Genomic DNA, 4,456 nt, shown 5'->3' with positions numbered 1-4,456 from the left:
CAACGGCGGCCGCCTCAAGAAGGCGATGATCGTCGCGCTCGCCCGCAAGCTGCTGGTGGCGCTGTGGAAATACGCGACCGCCGGCTATTTGGGCCGGCGCACGACGATCACACGCAGCTGCGCCGGCACGATATCGCCGCTCGCTAACATCTTCGCCGATCCGGTGCAGGCCATTGCGGCAGCACGGGCAGGCATGGTCCTCGACGTCGACGACCATCTCCGTGCGCGGCAGATGGAGTGGCAACGCGCCGCGGTTCGCCCGGCGCTTCGTGGCCTTTGCTTGGCGCTCGGCGAGAGCAGATTGTTCCTTCGCTTTCTCACCGGCGGCCTCGATCTGCTCGGCCTCTTCGAGCCCTAGCAGCAACTGATCCTCGGGGAGCGTCTCCGCACGACGGCCGAAGCGATGACGCTGCAATTCCTTGATGATCTGGATCAGGCGGGCATTCTCGACGTCGCGCGCCAGGACCATCGCCTTCAGCGCGTCCGGATCGTCGGGAAGCTGGTCAGCCGTCATCGCCATGAGCGGATCAGACCATATTCGCCGACAGCCCGCGACAGCGGAATCCAGACTGATTCACTTCGTCGCGGGTCAGCCGGCCTGGGCTGGAACGCGGGTCCGGCGCGCCTCATGGACGCGCCGCCAGTCGAGACCTTCGAGTAGCGCCGAGAGCTGCGCGGCCGTCAACCGCATCATGCCGTCATGCACTTTCAGCCAGCGGAACTCCCCATCCTCCAAACGCTTGGCATAGAGGCAGACGCCGGTGCCGTCCCAGAAGATCAGCTTGATCCGGTCAGTGCAGTTCGTTTCATAATGCATCCCCTTGTCAGAGTCCGGGCAGTCGGACGACTTTATCGTATTGATATTGCTCGCAGAACTTCGGTCGACGAGCGACGATACCTTGCACCCCTATGCGTACCGCTTCTGAAGCGAGTGCTTCAACCGGGACCAGCCAGGGCGAACCGGGCAGAATCTGTTTCGCCGGCAGGATGCCCTTGAGAGCCAAGCTTTTCGCGGACCCGACGCAGATGCCAAGCCGTTCGGCGGCTTTCATCAGACTGATCATTTCGCCATCAGCCTTGGCTGGATCGTATCCGGGTATGCCGAGCCGCTCGCGCATTTCGCGCACGCGCACCGTCGTCCAGGTCTCGCCATCGCCGGTCTTGCAGCGCATCCGGTTGAGCGATACGGCAAGCTCGCGGTCCGGCCAGTGTCCGGCGAGTTTGCGCAGTGCTTCGACGGCGCTCGGCGCCATATCTGGACAACGGCCGGTCTTGACGCGGGCAACACGCACCTCGGTGTGACGCCCGCCGGTCCAATGGATCAGCAGCACGGCTTCGTTGGTCGCCTCATCGAGATCACATACGATCTCCTGAACCAGGATATGGATAAGGCGCTGCTTGGTCCGAGTGTCGGTTGAGGGTGCGTTCCATACCGCCGGTAGATCGTGGGCAAGCTGAAGCAAACGGGCGCGATCGACCTTTGGGCGTGTCGCCGACAGAGCCGACAGCTCCGCGATCCGGCGCTCCAGTGTGGCCACGCGGTCCAACGCATCGTTCCAGCGAGCCTCGAGTTCGCGTGCGACATGGCGCTTGGCGGGGTCGACCAGTTCGTAACGACGCCCGGCCAGCGAGGCATCGTATCGGGCTGCTTCCAGCTCCCGCTCGACGGCGGCAACGATGTCCTTTCGCGAACGCTCGGCCTGCTCCGAAGCAAAGATCGCGGCTTCCACGGCACGATCGGAGACGGCTTCTAGGATCTGCAGGGCGACGGCGCGATCAATCCGCAGACCGCCAATGCCGATGCACAGGCCAGCGCCGACATGGGCATCATCGCCGCGGCATTGGTAGCGATGGGCGTTGCCTTTCGCCATGCCGTAGAAGACGCGCATCATTCGTTCGCATCGCCCACAACGCATCAATCCCGTGAGCAGGGCGCGGCCTCCACGTGCAGATTTGCGCGCGCAGTTCTTCTTCATATGCGCGTTCTCGAGCAGGAGCTTCTGATTCTCCTCGTATTCCTGCCAGCTGATGTAACCAGGATGATTGTCACGCAACAACACATGCCATTCGTCGCGAGACTTCCTGAAGCCGCTGGCCTTACGGGCGCGCCCCTCGACAATCCGTGTCCGCTGCGCCGTTCTGCCGAATGCGTAGGCGCCGCCATAAAGCGGATTGTGAAGAATCTGCATGACACTGTGGTAGGCGGGAGGCTTCCAGACGAGTTTGCAAACCCCGACATTGCGCCGGACCACGGGCATTTTAATGTCTGCCGATCGCAGCCATAAGAAGACCTGCCGCGCGCTGCCCAACTCGCGGAACTTCGCGAAGACCAGCCGGATGGTGTCGGCCACGTGCTCGTCAGGATCGATCTCGACCTTATCGGCCTCGCTCCAGCAGAAGCCTGGCGGAAGCATGAAGCGGAACTCCCCACGCTTGGCCTTGGAGTTACGGGCGGCGATGCCGCGCTGTCGCATCAGGTTCAGTTCGTATTCCGACATCGTTCCCTTCAGCCCAAGCAGCAGGCGGTCGTTGACGAGCCGCGGATCGTATGCGCCATCCGGATCGACGACCAGCGTGCCGGCCAGCGCGCACAAGTCAATCAGATGATGCCAGTCCCGTCCGTTACGCGCCAGTCGTGACGCCTCGATGCAATAGACCGCACCGACATCGCCGGAGCAGACCATGGCGACAAGCCGCTCAAAGCCGGGTCGCTGCATCAGGCCGGACCCCGAGCGGCCAAGATCGTCGTCGATCACCGTCACCGATGCAAAGCCGACCGCTTCTGCGGCTCCCGCCAGGTCATACTGCCGGCGCTGACTTTCCAGATTGCCCGTCACTTGCGACATGGTCGATTGACGAACGTAAACTACCGCCGAGCGGGCGAGGTGATCAGGCGTGATCTTCGGGTTCATCACCGCCTCCCTGATCCGCTTCGGCCGCCAGCGCTTCCAGCAGAAGGTCGGCCAATGTCTCGACCAGTCCCTTTGTGTTTTTGCCCACTGGCGGATGAGGAATTTGACGCTCCAGCTGCAGGATGAGCTGCGCGCGATTGTGATATCGGCTTCTTCGCACCGTCCCTCTCCTTCTTCCTTGAAGGGCGGGATTGTGCGCCTTGCTTGCGATTCGCGCCGAGCGCCGGCAGGACGATCGTCAATTCATTGAGACCCTCGATGCCGATTTCGGGTCGCCCAAGCGTCATGCCCGCGCAGTAGCCGGCGTCGAACATCCAATTCGGGAGTTCGCGGCAAAGGTCAGGACGCTCCTCCGTGTAGATGCACGTCAACGCCTTCCCACGACGAAATGGCGAAACCTGCAACGTGCTCCCAAACAACGGATGCCAGCGATAGGCAACCGTCGCAAAGCGGAAACCATATGCAGAATGTCGATAATTGCGGCAATCTGATCAAGATTATCTGGCATGATAGGCTCGGCATGTCGCTGTATGCAAAACGGCTCGAGAAGAGCCGGTTTCTTTGGCCGTCTCCGGCGGACGGCAAGGGCCAGCAATCTTCGAAGTGATGGAGTTTTTCGGCAACCGCGATCTTCTTTGGTGGCGGTGCCGAGGAGAAACAATTGATCGAACGGTTTCGCGAGATGCCGATCCGCGCGGTCGCTCCTGCCATGCCCTGGCTGTAACGCGGCTAACCCTGCCATCCATCCTGACATAAATGCGCCGGCAGCCGTGCTACGGTGAGAGCGCGGCCGGGCCCGTGTTACGGCACCGATCTGGCAGTCTGCCATGAAGTGAAGAGGAGAGTTCACCATGTCCAGGATCAATCGCCGCGCCTTGCTTCTCAACGCCGGCAGCGCCGTTATCGCCTCGACGGTTGCGGCAACAGCTCTCGCCACAGAGCCGCGACGCTGGGACCAGGAACCGTCCAGCGATCTGCGGGCGCTGATCAAAGCGCACAAGGCAATGTACACTGCGTTCGGCAAGGCGATCCACGAAATGGACTGCGGTCAGGGAAGGTGATCGCCGGGCCAAGGCACGATATCTTTTGAAGATCGAGGCGCGCGGTGAACTCGACTTGGCCGAGCATTTGCAGGCTCTTCTCCGCTCGACGATGTGGAAAGGATAGGACTGGCATTCGCGTCGTGTAACTTAGACGTCCGCGCCTTAATGCGGCAAGACCGGTCGCATCTATGTTTGAGGGCATCGCGTTCAAACACCAAGAGCGCTAAGGGAGAACAAGCGGTGATTTTGGTGGGCGATCGCTATGATCGCTGCCCGGGTCGCCCGCAGTCAACTGTGCCGGCCATGGGAACGAGTTAGGAGCGCCAAATCCGGCTATTTAGTGGCGCGCGAGGAACATGAAAGCCGCGATCAGCCTTCGGTAGTTCCGGCCTGTCTGGAGCACCTATCAAATTGCTCTAGAGCACGTCCTGTTTAATCAGGTTCATATCCTGCGGCTTTGAAGTAGTTGGCGCATTCGGCTGGGGTGAAGAGGTCGACGAC

Annotated in this window: 5 protein-coding genes and 1 pseudogene; 3 read left to right on the top strand and 3 right to left on the bottom strand. The window is 61.4% G+C overall.

Annotated features, from left to right (window positions below):
• Window positions 1-87: 87 nt before the first annotated feature.
• From NKH63_RS31155 to NKH63_RS31145, 3 genes and pseudogenes are all read right to left on the bottom strand, one after another.
• A pseudogene (locus NKH63_RS31155) lies at window positions 88-520 on the bottom strand (IS66 family transposase); the annotation flags it as partial.
• Window positions 521-589: 69 nt separating this feature from the next.
• Entirely contained in the window at window positions 590-817 is a 228-nt protein-coding gene (gene tnpB / locus NKH63_RS31150) for an IS66 family insertion sequence element accessory protein TnpB (protein ID WP_352718505.1), read from the bottom strand.
• A 7-nt stretch (window positions 818-824) separates the two neighbouring features.
• Complete coding sequence (locus NKH63_RS31145; RefSeq protein WP_352920504.1) at window positions 825-2,912, bottom strand: recombinase family protein; 2,088 nt, start codon at window positions 2,910-2,912, stop codon at window positions 825-827.
• On the opposite strand from NKH63_RS31145, the gene NKH63_RS31140 reads away from it, so the two are divergent.
• The 3 genes from NKH63_RS31140 to NKH63_RS31130 all read left to right on the top strand — a co-directional run bounded on the left by NKH63_RS31140 (window position 2,896) and on the right by NKH63_RS31130 (window position 3,973).
• On the top strand, window positions 2,896-3,162 hold the full coding sequence (locus NKH63_RS31140; protein ID WP_156937518.1) for a hypothetical protein: 267 nt from the start codon (window positions 2,896-2,898) through the stop codon (window positions 3,160-3,162). The two genes, NKH63_RS31145 and NKH63_RS31140, sit on opposite strands and share 17 nt — an antisense overlap.
• A 138-nt stretch (window positions 3,163-3,300) precedes the next feature.
• Entirely contained in the window at window positions 3,301-3,519 is a 219-nt protein-coding gene (tnpB, locus tag NKH63_RS31135; protein ID WP_084641913.1) for an IS66 family insertion sequence element accessory protein TnpB, read from the top strand.
• 244 nt (window positions 3,520-3,763) lie between these two features.
• Window positions 3,764-3,973 (top strand): hypothetical protein, encoded by a 210-nt coding sequence (locus NKH63_RS31130; RefSeq protein ID WP_023680898.1) that lies wholly within the window; start codon window positions 3,764-3,766, stop codon window positions 3,971-3,973.
• The last annotated feature ends 483 nt before the right edge of the window (window positions 3,974-4,456 follow it).

The organism is Mesorhizobium sp. M0960, assembly GCF_040319055.1.
GTDB lineage: Bacteria > Pseudomonadota > Alphaproteobacteria > Rhizobiales > Rhizobiaceae > Mesorhizobium.
The sequence above is the reverse complement of the archived record's forward strand: the minus strand, read 5'-3'. Positions and strand labels throughout refer to the sequence as shown.